Origin of the sequence: Luteimonas cucumeris (genome assembly GCF_007830035.1) — a bacterium.
Classification (GTDB): Bacteria; Pseudomonadota; Gammaproteobacteria; order Xanthomonadales; family Xanthomonadaceae; genus Luteimonas_C; species Luteimonas_C cucumeris.
This window is the reverse complement of sequence record NZ_VLKN01000002.1, coordinates 216254-231098: the sequence shown is the minus strand read 5'-3', so window position 1 is coordinate 231098 and position 14845 is coordinate 216254. Positions and strand designations below refer to the sequence as shown.

Below are 14845 nucleotides of genomic sequence, written 5' to 3'. Positions count from 1 at the left end.
GATGCCGGGCGTCGAACACGCAATTTCGAAATCCGTCCTGCTGGCGATCGTGCTGGCGCCGCTGCTGGGCGCGATCATCGCCGGCCTGTTCGGCCGTCGCATTGGCCGCAGCGGTGCGCATAGCGTCACCATCCTTGGCGTGGCGATCAGCTGCGCGCTGTCCTGCTGGGTGATGTGGCAGCTGGTCGGTCAGGGTGCCGCACCGTTCAACGAGAACGTCTACACCTGGTTCCAGGTCGGCGGCTTCGACGCCCATGTCGGTTTCATGATCGACAAGCTGACCGCGATGATGATGGTGGTGGTCACCTTCGTGTCGCTGCTGGTGCATGTCTACACCATCGGCTACATGGCCGACGATCCGGGCTACCAGCGATTCTTCAGCTACATCAGCCTGTTCACCTTCAGCATGCTGATGCTGGTGATGAGCAACAACTTCCTGCAGCTGTTCTTCGGCTGGGAAGCGGTGGGCCTGGTCTCGTACCTGCTGATCGGCTTCTGGTTCAAGCGTCCGAGCGCGATCTTCGCCAATCTCAAGGCGTTCCTGGTCAACCGCGTCGGCGACTTCGGCTTCCTGCTCGGCATCGCCGCGGTGCTGTACTACTTCGGCACGCTCGATTACGCCACCGTGTTCGCCAACTCGACGCTGATGGCAGGCGCGCAGATGACCCTGTGGGAGGGGCATCCGTGGTCGGTGGCGACAGTGATCGCGATCTGCCTGTTCATCGGCGCGATGGGCAAGTCGGCGCAGGTGCCGTTGCATGTCTGGCTGCCGGACTCGATGGAAGGCCCGACCCCGATCTCGGCGCTGATCCATGCCGCGACCATGGTCACCGCCGGCATCTTCATGGTCGCACGCATGTCACCGATCTTCGAGATGTCGGAAACCGCACTGCAGTTCGTGCTGTTCATCGGTGCGACCACGGCGTTCTTCACCGGTCTGATCGGTATCGTGCAGAACGACATCAAGCGCGTGGTGGCCTATTCCACGCTGTCGCAGCTCGGCTACATGACCGTGGCGCTGGGCCTGTCGGCCTACAGTGCCGGCGTCTATCACCTGATGACGCACGCCTTCTTCAAGGCGCTGCTGTTCCTCGGCGCAGGCTCGGTGATCATCGGCATGCACCACGAGCAGGACATGCGCCGCATGGGCGGCCTGAAGAAGTACATGCCGATCACTTTCTGGACGATGCTGATCGGTACGCTGGCGCTGGTAGGTACGCCGTTCTTCAGCGGTTTCTATTCCAAGGACACGATCATCGAGGCCGCAGCGCACCATGCGCACGAAGCACCAGGATGGATCGCGACCTACGGTTACTGGGCGGTGCTGCTGGGCGCTTTCGTGACTTCGTTCTACAGCTTCCGCCTGCTGTACATGACCTTCTTCGGCAAGGAACGCTTCCACGATCCGGCACCGGACCACTACGTCGCGCCGGAAGCCGACTCGGCCGCGCATGAAGCGGCGATCGCCGACGAACACGGCCATGGCGACCACCATGCGCACACGCCGCACGAATCGCCGTGGGTGGTGACGCTGCCGCTGATCCTGCTCGCCCTGCCGTCGATCATCATTGGCTTCCTGACCGCCGGGCCGATGCTGTTCGGCACGGATGCGCTCGGCCACCACAAGCAGGCACCGTATTTCCTCGGCGCAATCGACGTGGGACCGGCGCACGACGTGATCGGCAAGCTTGCGGCGGAATACCACGGCCCGGTGGCGTTCGCGCTGCACGGCTTCATGGCGCCGGCGTTCTGGCTGGCACTCGGCGGCTTCGTGCTTGCCACGATCATGTACTGGTGGAAGCCGGAACTGCCGGCCAAGGCGGCGAGGATATTCGCCTGGCCGGTGCGCGTCCTGGAGAACAAGTACGGGATGGATGCGCTCTGGATCAAGGGCTTCGCCGGGGGCGGACTCCTGCTTGGAAAGCTGTCGCGGAAGAACGACGAGAAGGTGATCGATGGCGCCTTCGTCAACGGCAGCGCACGTCTGGTCGACTTCACCGCCAACCTGTTGCGCCGCACCCAGTCCGGCTACCTCTACCACTACGCTTTCGCGATGATCCTCGGCCTGATCGTGTCCCTGGCCGTGCTCATCAAATTCTGGCTATGACGAGACAAGGACCCGCGACGTGAGCCCCGAGCCCTTGCAGAACGCATTCCCGCTGCTGAGCGCGCTGATCTGGCTGCCGATCCTCGGCGGCGGCGCCGTGCTCGCGCTTGGCAACAATCGCCCGGATGCCGCGCGCTGGCTGGCGCTGCTCGTGGCGCTGGCCGGCCTGGCATTGTGCGTGCCGATGTTCACCGGCTTCGACTATGCGCAAGCCGGCATGCAGTTCGTCGAGCAGCGCGCCTGGATCCCGGCGTACGACATCCAGTACCACCTCGGCGTCGATGGCATCTCGGTGGCGCTGATCGCGCTGACCAACCTGGTCACCGTGCTGGTGCTGATCGGTGCCTGGGGCTCGATCGACAAGCGCGTCAGCCAGTACTACGCCGCGTTCCTGTTCCTGCAGGGACTGATGATCGGCGTGTTCAGCGCGCTCGACTCGATCCTGTTCTACGTGTTCTTCGAAGGCATGCTGATCCCGATGTTCATCATCATCGGCGTCTGGGGCGGCCCGCGGCGCGTGTACGCGTCGGTGAAGTTCTTCCTGTACACCTTCCTCGGTTCGGTGTTCATGCTGGTCGGGCTGATCTACCTGTACCTGAAGGGCGGCAGCTGGCAACTGGCCGACCTGTATCAGCTGCAGTTGTCGGCGGCCGAGCAGACCTGGCTGTTCTTCGCGTTCCTGATCGCGTTCGCGGTCAAGGTGCCGATGTTCCCGGTGCACACCTGGTTGCCGGATGCGCACGTCGAGGCGCCGACCGGCGGCTCGGTGATCCTGGCCGCGATCATGCTGAAGATCGGCGGATACGGCTTCCTGCGCTTCAGCCTGCCGATCGTGCCCGATGCCGGGCAGGAATGGGCCTGGCTGGTGATCGCGCTGTCGCTGATCGCGGTGATCTACGTCGGCCTGGTCGCGCTGGTGCAGGACGACATGAAGAAGCTGATCGCGTATTCGTCGATCTCGCACATGGGCTTCGTCACCCTCGGTACCTTCATCGCTTTCGGTCTGGTCCGCGATTACGCCAATGTCGACGCCGCGCGCCTCGGCCTGCAGGGTGCGATGGTGCAGATGATCTCGCACGGCTTCATTTCCGCGGCGATGTTCTCCTGCGTCGGCGTGCTGTACGACCGCATGCACAGCCGCATGATCAGGGACTACGGCGGCGTGGCGAACGTGATGCCGTGGTTCGCTGCGTTCTTCGTGCTGTTCGGCATGGCCAACTCCGGCCTGCCGGGCACGTCGGGCTTCGTCGGTGAGTTCATGGTGATCCTGGCCAGCTTCCAGAAGCATCCGCTGATCGCCTTCGCCGCGGCCACTACGCTGATCACCGGCGCGGCCTACACGCTGTGGCTGGTCAAGCGTGTGATCTATGGCGAGATCGGCAACGCGCACGTGGCCGAGCTCGAGGACCTGAATCCGCGCGAGGCGCTGGTACTGGGCACCTATGCCGTCGGCGTGCTGCTGATCGGCCTGTGGCCCAAGCCGCTGACCGACCTGATGGCGCCTTCGATCGCGCAACTGGCGACGCAGCTGGCGGCCACCAAACTCACCGGACTGTGACGATGACGCTTCCGATTCCACCCGCCACTGAACTGCTGCCGCTGCTGCCGGAACTGGTGCTGGTCGGCGCGACGTTCGCGCTGCTGATGCTGGACCTGTTCGTCGAGGAGTCGCGGCGGGTGGTCACGCACGTCCTTGCCATCGCCGTCCTGCTGGTGACGGCCGGCCTGGTCGTGGCCGGTGTCGGCGGGCAGGGCGTGGTACTCAATGGCATGTTCGTGCGCGATGACGCCGCCGACGTGCTGAAGATCGCCATCTGCGCGATCAGCGCGGTATCGCTGTTCTATGCCTGGCCATACCTGCGCGAGCGCGGGCTGTACAAGGGCGAGGTGCCGGTGCTGATGCTGTTCGCGGTCTCCGGCATGATGCTGCTGGTATCCGCCGGCAGCCTGGTGACGGTGTACCTGGGCCTGGAAATGCTGGCTCTGAGCTCCTACGCGCTGGTCGCGGTCGATCGTGATGGCCCGGTCGCGTCGGAGGCGGCGATCAAGTATTTCGTGCTCGGCTCCCTGGCCTCGGGCATCCTGCTGTACGGCCTGTCGCTGGTATACGGCGCCACCGGCACGCTGGATCTGGCGCAGATCCGTGCGGTCGCCGACATCTCCTCCAATCCCGACCTGATGCTGACTGGCCTGGTGTTCGTGGTGGCCGGCATCGCGTTCAAGTTCGGCGCGGCGCCGTTCCACATGTGGCTGCCGGACGTCTACCACGGCGCGCCGACGCCGATCACGATCTTCATCGGCGCCGCGCCCAAGCTGGCCATCTTCGGCATGGCGTACCGGCTGCTCGAATCCGGCTTCGGTCCCCTCGATGACCGCTGGCAGGTGTTGGTCGCCGGCCTGGCCGCACTGTCGCTGATCATCGGCAACCTGGTGGCGCTGGCGCAGAGCAATCTCAAGCGCATGCTGGCGTACTCCACCGTGTCCCATGTCGGCTTCCTGTTCCTCGGCCTTGCTGGCGGCGGGGCGCAGGGTTATGCAGCGGCGATGTTCTATGCGATCAGCTACGCGATCATGTCAGCGGCGGCGTTCGGCGCGATCGTGGTGCTGTCGCGCAACGGCTTCGAGGCGGACAGCATCGACGACTTCAAGGGCCTGAACGCGCGCAGCCCGTGGCTGGCTGGCCTCGTGCTGTGCGTGATGGCGTCCCTGGCCGGCGTGCCGCCGTTCCTCGGTTTCTGGGCCAAACTGGCGGTACTGCGTGCAGCGCTGAATGGCGACCTGATGTGGCTGGCCATCGTCGGCATCGTCACCGCGGTGATCGGCGCGTTCTACTACCTGCGCGTGATCAAGGTCATGTATTTCGACGAACCGGTGGGCGACGGCCCCGTGCCCCGCAGCGACCGCCCGCTGCAGGTCGTGTTCGGCGCCAACGCGCTGGCCCTGCTGGTGCTGGGCCTGTTCTGGAACCCGATCATGGCGTGGTGCCAGCAGGCGTTTGCCTGAGCCGCGCACGGCCGACTGCCGTGGACCTGTTGAACGGCGTCTGCACGGGCTGAACCTCGGTCGGGCTTGCAATAAGTCCCGGAAGTCACCATAATTTCGAATCTGCTGCGGGGTGGAGCAGTCTGGCAGCTCGTCGGGCTCATAACCCGAAGGTCGCAGGTTCAAATCCTGCCCCCGCTACCAGCTTTTCGCAGTCGACGGAAAGCCTCTCTCGAGGCTTTTTTGTTGGCCGGAAAGTCGGGCTTTGCCGAGGCGCACGCGATGCGCTCGGCACCGAAATCCAGTGGTATCGGACAAGGGGCCCACGGGCCCCTTGTTTGTTTTCCGGACACGGATTCACGCGGCATCAGGCCGAACGAACTGACGAAACGGATTCACTGCGACGCGAATGAGCGACAAAGCCACCGACATCGCCAAGCTGCTGGCCCCGACGATCGAATCGCTGGGCCTGGAATTGCTGGGTGCCGAATACCTGCCGGCGCCGGGCAATGCCTTGCTGCGGCTGTATATCGATGTGCCGGAAAGCGATACCTCCGCCGATGGCGCGCCGCGCGCGGTCACCATCGAGGATTGCGAGGCGGTCAGCCGCGAAGTGTCGGCGCAACTGGACGTCGAGGATCCGATCACCAGCCAGTACACGCTGGAAGTGTCGTCGCCAGGCGTCGACCGCCCGCTGTTCACGACCGCGCAGTTCGCACGTTTCGCCGGTGAGTCGGCGAAGGTCGGCCTGAAGCTGCCGCAGGAAGGGCGCCGCCGGCTGCAGGGCAGGATCGTGCGCGTGGAAGGCGATACCGTCGTGTTCGCGCTGGATGGTGGCGATGAGTTCGTCATCGCGTTCGACAACATCGACAAGGCCCGGCTGGTGCCGGACTGGGTGGCGCTGGGTTTCGGCCCCGCCAAGGACGCTTCCGGGCGCGATGCGCGACCGGGCAAGCAGAAAGCCGGCGGGCGCGGCACGCGTTCCGCGGACAAGCAAGCCAAGCAAGGCAAACAACAAACCAAGAAGCCGGCGGCCCGCAAGCCGTCCAGTGCGGAGTAGAGAGATGAGCAAGGAACTGTTGCTGGTGGTGGACGCGGTCGCCAACGAGAAGGGCGTGCCGCAGGAAGTGATCCTTGAGGCGATCGAGGCCGCGTTGGCTTCGGCTGCCAAGAAGCGCTATCCCGAGCAGGACGTGTCGGTGCGCGTGGCGATCGATCCCAAGGACGGCAGCTACGAAACCTTCCGCCGCTGGGAAGTGGTGGCCGACGACGTGGTCATGGAATCCCCGGACCGCCAGATCCGGCTGATGGACGCGGTCGACGAAAGCGACGGTGCCGAGGTCGGCGACTTCATCGAGGAGCAGATTGAGAACGTCGATTTCGGTCGCATCGCCGCACAGGCCGCCAAGCAGGTGATCGTGCAGCGCGTGCGCGAAGCCGAACGCGCGCAGGTGGTGGATGCGTGGAAGGATCGCGTCGGCGAACTGGTCACCGGCACCGTCAAGCGCGCCGAGCGCGGCAACATCTATGTCGACCTGGGCGGCAACGCTGAAGCGTTCATCCCCAAGGACAAGGGCATTCCGCGCGACGTGCTGCGCGCTGGCGACCGCGTGCGCGGCTACCTGTACGACGTGCGCAGCGAGCCGCGTGGCCCGCAGCTGTTCATCAGCCGCGCCGCGCCTGAATTCATGATGGAACTGTTCAAGCTGGAAGTTCCGGAAGTCGGCCAGGACCTGGTCGAGATCAAAGCCTGCGCACGCGACCCGGGCGACCGCGCCAAGATCGCGGTGCTCGCGCACGACGCGCGTACCGATCCGATCGGCGCCTGCATCGGCATGCGCGGTTCGCGCGTGCAGGCGGTGTCCAACGAGCTCAATGGCGAGCGCGTGGACATCATCCTGTGGAGCGACAACGCGGCGCAGTTCGTGATCAACGCGATGGCGCCGGCCGAAGTGCAGTCGATCATCGTCGATGAGGAAAAGCATTCCATGGACCTGGCGGTCGCCGAAGACCGGCTGGCGCAGGCGATCGGCAAGGGCGGCCAGAACGTGCGCCTGGCCAGCCGTCTGACCGGCTGGCAGCTCAACGTGATGACCCAGGACCAGGTTGCCGCCAAGTCCGAGGCCGAGCAGACCGCCGCGCGCGCGCTGTTCGTCGAGAAGTTGGAAGTCGACGACGAAATCGCCGGCATCCTGGTCGCCGAAGGCTTCAGCACGGTCGAGGAAATCGCGTACGTGCCGGTCGGCGAACTGCTGGCGGTGGAAGGCTTCGACGAGGACATCGTCGAGGAACTGCGTGCCCGCGCCCGCGACGCGCTGCTCAACGATGCGCTGGCCGTCGAGGAAGAACTGGACGAACACCAGCCGGCCGAAGACCTGCTGACGCTGGAAGGCATGGACGAGGCGACCGCCTACGTGCTGGCCTCGCGCGGCGTGCGCACGCGCGACGACCTGGCCGATCTGGCAGTCGACGAGATCACCGATATCGAAGACATGGATGCTGAGCGCGCCGCGGCCCTGATCATGGCGGCCCGCGCCGACATGATCGCCCGGCTGGAAAAGGAGGGCTGAGAGCCAAAAGACTGGACACGGATCGGATCGGATAAAAGCGATAAAAGCGAAAACCAATGGCTTAATCCGCTTTTTTCGGACTTTATCCGTGTCTAGAAAGGCTCTCGCCCCATAAAGATTTAGAATCGTTCCATCAGCGCGCCGGGTCTCGGCCCGCGCCAAAGGACACGGAAACCGAATGTCGCAGCAAACCACCATCCGCAAGCTCGCCGAACTGGTGAATACGCCGGTCGAGAAACTGCTGGAGCAGCTGGCCGAAGCCGGCATGAACTTCAGCGGTCCCGACCAGGTCGTCACCAGCATCGAGAAAGTCAAGCTGCTCGGCTTCCTCAAGCGCGCCCACGGCAAGGCCGACAAGCCGGTCGAGGCCGCCGCTGCGCCGAAGAAGATCACGCTCAACCGCCGCAAGGTGCAGGAGCTGACGGTCGCCGCCGGCCGCAGCAAGACCACGGTCAACGTCGAGGTGCGCCAGAAGCGCACCTACGTCAAGGCCGGCGAAGTGGAAGTGCCGCAGAACGACGAGCGCGACGAGGCCCTGCGCAAGCTCGAGGAATCGCGTCGCCGCAACCTGAGCGAACAGCAGAAGCTGGCCGAGGACGACAAGCGTCGCGCCGATGAAATCGCGCTCAAGCGCCAGCAGGAAGAAGAGGCCGCGCGCCAATTGGCCGCCGAGGCCGAGGCAGCCGTAACCGCTGCGGCCGCAGCTGCCGGCACTGGTACTCCGGAAGAAGAGGCCACTCGCGCCGCCAAGCCGTCCAGCCATCACGGCAAATCCGCGTCGCGCAACGACGTGGCGCCGCGTAACGACGATCGCAACGCCGCCCACAAGCACAAGACGCGCGGCTCGCACGTCATGGTGGCTGGCGTCGAGGATGACGACAACGCCGCACGGTTCGCCGGCCAGCTGCACCTGAGTGCCAGCGAACGCGCGCGCCGCTCCACCGCCCGCGGCAAGCCCAAGGCGCGACGCCAGGTCGAACAGTCGCGCAGTGGCGGCGGTGCGCATGGCTTCTCCCGGCCGACGGCGCCGATCGTGCGTGAAGTCGCGATCGGCGATGCGATCACCGTGGCCGATCTCGCGCAGAAGCTTGCGCTGAAGGGCGGCGACGTGGTCAAGACGCTGTTCAAGATGGGCGTCATGGCGACCATCACCCAGACCATCGACCACGACACGGCAGTGCTGGTGGTCGAGGAACTCGGACATACGGCCGTGCGTGCCGACGCAGGCGACGCGGAAAGCGAACTGCTCGCGCACGTCGAAGAGACGCAGGGCGACAAGCAGGGCCGTCCGCCGGTGGTCACCATCATGGGCCACGTTGATCACGGCAAGACCTCGCTGCTCGATTACATCCGCCGTACCAAGGTGGCTTCCGGCGAAGCCGGCGGCATCACCCAGCACATCGGTGCGTACCACGTCGAAACGCCCAATGGCGTGATCAGCTTCCTCGACACCCCTGGCCACGCAGCCTTCACCTCGATGCGCGCGCGCGGCGCCAAGCTCACCGACATCGTGGTGCTGGTGGTCGCGGCCGACGACGGCGTGATGCCGCAGACGAAGGAAGCGGTGCAGCATGCCAAGGCGGCCGGCGTGCCGCTGATCGTGGCGATCAACAAGATCGACAAATCCGATGCCGATCCGCTTCGGGTCAAGAACGAACTGCTCGCCGAGGGTGTGGTCGCCGAGGACTTCGGTGGTGACACGCAGATGGTCGAGCTGTCGGCCAAGACCGGACAGGGCGTCGACACGCTGCTGGATGCGATCACGTTGCAGGCCGAAGTGCTGGAACTTTCCGCGGCGGCCGAAGGACGTGCTTCCGGCGTGGTGATCGAATCCTCGCTCGACAAGGGCCGTGGCCCGGTGGCAACGGTGCTGGTGCAGCAGGGCAAGCTCGAAAAGGGCGATTACCTGGTCTGCGGCATCCAGTACGGCCGCGTGCGCGCGCTGTTCGACGAGAACGGCCAGCAGGTGCAAAGCGCCGGTCCGTCGATCCCGGTGCAGGTACTGGGCTTGTCCGGCGTGCCGGATGCCGGCGACGATTTCGTCGTCGTCGCCGACGAGCGCCTGGCCAAGGACGTGGCGCAGCAACGCGACGCCAAGCGTCGCGAGTCGCGCCTGGTCGCCGTGCCGGGCAACCGCATGGAAGACATCATGGCGCAGATGGGCCAGGCCGAAGGCCAGCTCAGCCTGCCGCTGATCATCAAGGCCGACGTTCAGGGTTCGGTGCAGGCGCTGCGCGAAGCGCTCACCGCGCTGTCGACGCCTGCGATCCGCATCAACGTGATCGGCTCCGGCGTGGGCGGTATCACCGAGTCGGACGCCAACTCGGCGGTTACCTCGAAGGCCACGATCATCGGCTTCAACGTCCGAGCCGATGCATCGGCTCGTCGGGTGATCGAGTCCAATGGCGTCGACCTGCGCTACTTCTCGATCATCTACGACGTGATCGACCAGGTGAAGCAGGTTGCCTCCGGCATCCTTGGCGTCGAGATCCGCGAAGAGATCATCGGCACCGCGGAAGTCCGCGATGTGTTCCGCAGCTCCAAGTTCGGCGCCGTGGCCGGCTGCATGGTCACCGAGGGCGTGGTCAAGCGCCACAAACCGATCCGAGTGCTGCGCGACAACACCGTGATCTTCGAAGGCGAGCTGGAATCGCTGCGCCGCTTCAAGGAGAACGTCGACGAAGTGCGCAACGGCACCGAATGCGGCATCGGCGTGAAGCAGTACAACGACGTGCAGCCGGGTGACCAGATCGAGTGCTTCGAGCGCATCGAAGTGCAGCGCACATTGTGATGGAGCGGGGCCGGGATATAGGGACTAGGGGCTGAAAAGCCCAAGAATTCGATCCTAGCCCCCAGTCCCCAGATCCCAGCCCCCATGAAAAAATCCTTCCATCGCACCGACCGCGTCTCCGCCCAGCTCCGCCGCGAGCTGGGCGCGCTGGTGCGCAAGACCATCGATGAATACGGGTTGCCGTCGGCGAGCGTGTCGGATGTCGAGGTCACCCGCGACATGGCGCACGCCAAGGTGTTCGTGATCGCGTTGCAGGCCGATCGCGCCGTTGAAGCGGTCAAAGGCCTGAAGGATCACGCGAAGGAGATCCGCTACCAGCTGGCGAACATCATGAAGCTGCGGCACGTGCCGGAGCTTCATTTCCAGTACGACGATTCGGTGGATCGCGGCGAGCGCATCGACAACCTGCTGCGCGATCTGCCCCCGCAGGACGCCGATGCCGGTGACGAGAAGCCGTAGGGTAGGCCTTGGCTTATCGTCCCCGGCGCATCCGTAGGCGGTGGGCCAGCACCCACCCTACAATTCCCGCCCAATGACCCCAAAGCCGCGCACGCCTGCTCAGAAGGTCAAATTCCGCAAGCTCGACGGCATCCTGCTGCTCGACAAGCCGCGCGGCCTGAGTTCCAACCAGGCACTGCAGCGCGTGCGCCATCTGTTCCGCGCCGAGAAGGGCGGCCACACCGGCAGCCTCGATCCGCTTGCCACCGGCCTGCTGCCGATCTGCTTCGGCGAGGCGACCAAGATCGCAGGTGGACTGCTGGGCGCACGCAAGGCCTATGACACGGTGGCGCGGCTCGGCATCGTCACCGATACCGACGACGCCGAAGGCCAGCCATTGCGCGAGCGTCCCGTGCCGGCGCTGGACATCGGCACGATCGACGCGGCGCTGCGCGAGCTCACCGGCCGCATCCAGCAGCGTCCGCCGATCTACTCGGCACTCAAGCGAGGCGGCGAGCCGCTGTACGCCAAAGCGCGGCGCGGCGAGACAGTGGAGATCGACACGCGCGAGGTCGAGGTCCACGCCTTCGAACTGCAGTCCGCCGCCGACCTGCTCGACGCCGGTGAGCCGTTGCTGCGCCTGCACGTGGAATGTGGCTCGGGTACCTATGTGCGCAGCCTCGTGCGTGACCTGGGCGAAGCGCTCGGGTGTGGCGCGCACGTGGCGGAACTGCGGCGTCTGTGGGTCGATCCCTTCCGCGAACCGCGGATGTGGACCCTTGAGGCGCTGCAGGCGCTGGCAGCGCGGAGTGAGCGCAGCCTGGAGGCCTGCCTGTTGCCGGTCGAGACCGGCATGGCCTCATGGCCGGAAGTGCAGGTGGATCCCGCGCAGGCCAAGCGCCTGGCACAGGGCCAGACCGTGGCTGGCGAGTTCAGGCCAGCCGGGGAAGTGGCCCTGTATGGGCAGCAGGGCCGGGCGCTGGGACTGGGTCATGTCGATCTCCAGGGCCATCTGCGCCCGCAGCGCCTGTTCACCTGGGCGGTCGCGCCGTTGACCCCGGCGAGCGATCCGGCGCAGTAACGCCTTGTTTTGAAAGGGTCTGGCGGCTACAATTTCGCGGCCGTTTTTCGGCCCTCATATCCTCCGTTCACGGCGAACCAAGCGGTGCGCCCTCCGGCTTTTCCGGCGGCGCGTTCCTGCCGGTTTCGCATCTATCGAGACTCCCAAATGTCCATCGACACCAGCAAGATCATTGAAGAAAACAAGCGCGGCGGCAACGACACCGGTTCCCCGGAAGTCCAGGTCGCGCTGTTGACCGCCCGCATCGAGCAGCTCACCGGGCACTTCAAGACCCACAAGCAGGATCACCACAGCCGGCGCGGCCTGCTGAAGATGGTCAACCGCCGCCGCAGCCTGCTCGATTACCTGCACAAGAAAGACGCCGAGCGTTACAAGGCCCTGATCCAGAAGCTGGGCCTGCGTCGCTAACCAGACACCGACCGCGGCGCAGCGATGCGCCGCGGTTTCGTTTTTCCAGTTCCGTTTCACGAGTACCGTTTTACGGCTGGGCCGCGCAGCGCGGCCACCCGGTCCGGGCAAGGGCCCGCACCGGTTCATAAGCATCAAGGAAACCAAAGTGGCGAAAATTACCAAGACCTTCCAGTACGGCAAGCAGCAAGTCACCCTTGAAACCGGCGAGATCGCACGCCAGGCCGGCGGCGCCGTGATGGTGTCGTGCGAGGGCACCGTGCTGCTGGTCAGCGCCGTCGCCGCCAAGAGCGCGCGCGAAGGGCAGGACTTCTTCCCGCTCACCGTCGATTACCAGGAAAAGTTCTACGCCGGCGGCCGCATCCCCGGCGGCTTCTTCAAGCGCGAAGGCCGCGCCACGGAGAAGGAAACGCTCATCTCGCGGCTGATCGATCGCCCGATCCGTCCGCTGTTCCCGGAAGAGTTCCGCAACGAAGTGCAGATCATCGCCACCGTAATGTCGATGAATCCGGAAGTGGACGGCGACATCCTTGCCCTGATTGGCGCGTCCGCCGCGCTGTCGCTGGCCGGCACTCCGTTCCAGGGCCCGATCGGCGCCGCCAAGGTCGGCTACAAGAACGGCGAATACCTGCTGAACCCGACCGTGACCGAGTTGAAGGATTCCGAGCTCGAGCTGGTCGTCGCCGGCACCTCCAACGCCGTGCTGATGGTCGAGTCCGAAGCCAAAGAATTGTCTGAAGACGTCATGCTGGGCGCGGTGATGTTTGGCCATCGCGAGCTGCAGAAGGCGATCAACGCGATCAACGAGCTGACCGTCGACGCCGGCATCAAGGCGTTCTCATGGTCCGCCCCGGCCAAGAACGAAGCCATGATTTCCGCGCTGACCGAAGCCGTGGGCAATCAGCTTGCCGACGCCTTCCAAGTGCGTAACAAGCTGCAGCGCCGTGACGCGATCGCCGCAATCAAGAAAGACGTGATGCAGATGCTGGCCGGACGCGCCGAAGCCGATGGCTGGAACGCAGCCGAGATGTCGAAGGAATTCGGCGAGCTCGAATACCAGACCATGCGCGGCTCCGTGCTCAAGACCAAGGTCCGCATCGATGGTCGCGCCCTGGACACCGTGCGCCCGATCGCATCGCGCGTCAGCGTGCTGCCGCGCGTGCACGGCTCCTCGCTGTTCACCCGCGGCGAAACCCAGGCGATCGTCGCCGTGACGCTGGGCACCGCGCGCGATGGCCAGATCATCGACGCCGTCGCCGGCGAGTACAAGGAACACTTCCTGTTCCACTACAACTTCCCGCCTTACTCCGTCGGTGAAGCCGGCCGCATGATGGGTCCGAAGCGCCGCGAAATCGGCCACGGCCGCCTCGCCAAGCGCGGCGTGCTGGCAGTGATGCCGACCATGGAAGAGTTCCCGTACACGATCCGCGTCGTCTCCGAGATCACCGAGTCGAACGGTTCCTCGTCGATGGCTTCGGTCTGCGGCAGCTCGCTGGCGCTGATGGACGCCGGCGTGCCGATCAAGGCGCCGGTCGCGGGCATCGCGATGGGCCTGGTGAAGGAAGACAACGACTTCGTCGTGCTGTCGGACATCCTCGGCGACGAGGATCACCTGGGCGACATGGACTTCAAGGTGGCCGGTACCGAAAAGGGCATCTCGGCGCTGCAGATGGACATCAAGATCCAGGGCATCACCGAGGAGATCATGAAGACCGCGCTGGCGCAGGCCAAGGCCGGTCGCCTGCATATCCTCGGCGAGATGGCCAACGCGCTCACCGTGCCGCGCCCTGAACTGAGCGATTTTGCGCCGCGCCTGATCACCATCAAGATCCATCCCGACAAGATCCGCGAAGTGATCGGCAAGGGCGGTTCGGTGATCCAGGCGATCACCAAGGAAACCGGCACCCAGATCGACATCCAGGACGATGGCACGATCACCATTGCATCGGTCAACGCCGCCGCAGGGCAGGCCGCCAAGTCGCGCATCGAGCAGATCACCTCCGACGTCGAGCCGGGCCGCATCTACGAGGGCAAGGTCGCCAAGCTGATGGACTTCGGTGCGTTCGTCACCATCTCGCCCGGAAAGGACGGACTGGTCCATGTCTCGCAGATCTCCAACGAACGCGTCGAGAAGGTCAGCGACGTGCTCAAGGAAGGCGACATGGTCAAGGTCAAAGTACTGGAAGTCGACAAGCAGGGCCGCATCCGCCTGTCGATGAAGGCTGTCGAGGAAGGCGAGGGTGTGGTGGCTGAGTAAGCCGCTGCGCCATTGCCGAGAACAAGAAAAAGCGGGCCTCTGGCCCGCTTTTTTCGTTTCAGCAATCGCCGAATCCAGGCCCTACTTGGAATTGGGGCAATGTGAACAGGCAGAAATAACTCATGTGTTCAGCAGAGCAGGACCCGGGATGGCTGCCTTTGGCTTTCTGCGGCAATGCACTTGATGTTAGCCGCCTGGTTGAGGGGGCTCT

The 14845-nt window shown here is 64.9% G+C and carries 10 protein-coding genes and 1 tRNA gene; all 11 read left to right on the top strand.

What is annotated here, in order from left to right; all coding sequences use genetic code 11:
• Position 1: 1 nt before the first annotated feature.
• The 11 genes from nuoL to pnp all read left to right on the top strand — a co-directional run bounded on the left by nuoL (position 2) and on the right by pnp (position 14634).
• Entirely contained in the window at positions 2–2107 is a 2106-nt protein-coding gene (nuoL, locus tag IP90_RS04120) for an NADH-quinone oxidoreductase subunit L (protein ID WP_144898359.1), read from the top strand.
• Between the two features lie 34 nt (positions 2108–2141).
• Entirely contained in the window at positions 2142–3665 is a 1524-nt protein-coding gene (locus IP90_RS04115; RefSeq protein WP_144898711.1) for an NADH-quinone oxidoreductase subunit M, read from the top strand.
• A gap of 2 nt (positions 3666–3667) precedes the next feature.
• On the top strand, positions 3668–5110 hold the full coding sequence (nuoN, locus tag IP90_RS04110) for an NADH-quinone oxidoreductase subunit NuoN (RefSeq protein WP_144898358.1): 1443 nt from the start codon (positions 3668–3670) through the stop codon (positions 5108–5110).
• A gap of 106 nt (positions 5111–5216) precedes the next feature.
• Positions 5217–5293, top strand: a tRNA-Met gene (locus IP90_RS04105).
• Between the two features lie 205 nt (positions 5294–5498).
• Positions 5499–6149, top strand: coding sequence for a ribosome maturation factor RimP (gene rimP, locus IP90_RS04100; RefSeq protein WP_144898357.1), 651 nt, complete (start codon positions 5499–5501; stop codon positions 6147–6149).
• A gap of 4 nt (positions 6150–6153) precedes the next feature.
• The gene (gene nusA, locus IP90_RS04095) at positions 6154–7659 is read left to right on the top strand and encodes a transcription termination factor NusA (RefSeq protein WP_144898356.1); all 1506 of its coding nucleotides are present in this window, start codon (positions 6154–6156) and stop codon (positions 7657–7659) included.
• A gap of 178 nt (positions 7660–7837) precedes the next feature.
• Positions 7838–10450 carry a translation initiation factor IF-2 gene (gene infB / locus IP90_RS04090; RefSeq protein WP_144898355.1) on the top strand — a complete coding sequence of 871 codons (2613 nt, stop codon included), beginning with the start codon at positions 7838–7840 and terminating at the stop codon, positions 10448–10450.
• 84 nt (positions 10451–10534) lie between these two features.
• Positions 10535–10909 carry a 30S ribosome-binding factor RbfA gene (rbfA, locus tag IP90_RS04085; protein WP_144898354.1) on the top strand — a complete coding sequence of 125 codons (375 nt, stop codon included), beginning with the start codon at positions 10535–10537 and terminating at the stop codon, positions 10907–10909.
• Between the two features lie 73 nt (positions 10910–10982).
• On the top strand, positions 10983–11969 hold the full coding sequence (gene truB / locus IP90_RS04080) for a tRNA pseudouridine(55) synthase TruB (protein ID WP_144898353.1): 987 nt from the start codon (positions 10983–10985) through the stop codon (positions 11967–11969).
• A gap of 147 nt (positions 11970–12116) precedes the next feature.
• On the top strand, positions 12117–12377 hold the full coding sequence (gene rpsO, locus IP90_RS04075) for a 30S ribosomal protein S15 (protein WP_144898352.1): 261 nt from the start codon (positions 12117–12119) through the stop codon (positions 12375–12377).
• Positions 12378–12525: 148 nt separating this feature from the next.
• Positions 12526–14634, top strand: a complete 2109-nt coding sequence (gene pnp / locus IP90_RS04070) for a polyribonucleotide nucleotidyltransferase (protein WP_144898351.1) — start codon at positions 12526–12528, stop codon at positions 14632–14634.
• Positions 14635–14845 lie beyond the last annotated feature (211 nt).